The following is a 610-nucleotide window of genomic DNA, read 5'->3' on the forward strand; positions in this document are numbered from 1 at the left end:
ATTAATATCTGTTGCATCAATAATACGGAATGCGTTATTTGCCTCTGAATATTCGCCACCGTTTGTCAATGTATCTAGGAACCACGCTTTACCATCAAACAGTGTTTCAGCTCTCACATTGTTTGCATCATCTTGGATGTATGGATAAATGAAACCACGCTTACGACGAGGTTTGCCATCATCTTCACGGGTAGATTCCGCATCTAACTGACCCACAATTTCGTTGTAAGCGTTGATACCACCCATTTTACCGCCCGCACCGTTGAAGAAGATGCCCGTCGTTGGGTAAATAGCACTCAGAGATGCAGAGCGAACATCATCAACAATAAACAAACGATTTGGAGTGGAGCCGGTCGGCATAGGGTACGCACCTGAACGTTTGGCCTCACCAATAGCAACGAAATTTTTGTTTACATTTGTCAAACGAGAGTTCGAATGAACAGTGTCATCTCCTTCTCGTTGCCGCGCTCCTACCACTACCTTGTTTTGCCAGGTACTAATATTGCTTAAAGAACTTTCTGACTCCAAAGTTCCAACAAACACAGTCGCGTTTAGATAGTTATCATTTTTTGAGTAAGTATTGTATCCCACACCATAAATGGTGGTTCCA

Annotated in this window: 1 protein-coding gene; it reads right to left on the bottom strand. The window is 43.0% G+C overall.

The features are described from left to right. Positions 1-610, bottom strand: a 610-nt coding sequence (locus R7Q46_RS28245; protein ID WP_318078450.1) for a DUF3466 family protein, incomplete at both ends; no start/stop codon positions are given.

It is taken from the genome of Vibrio sp. 811 (assembly GCF_033339195.1).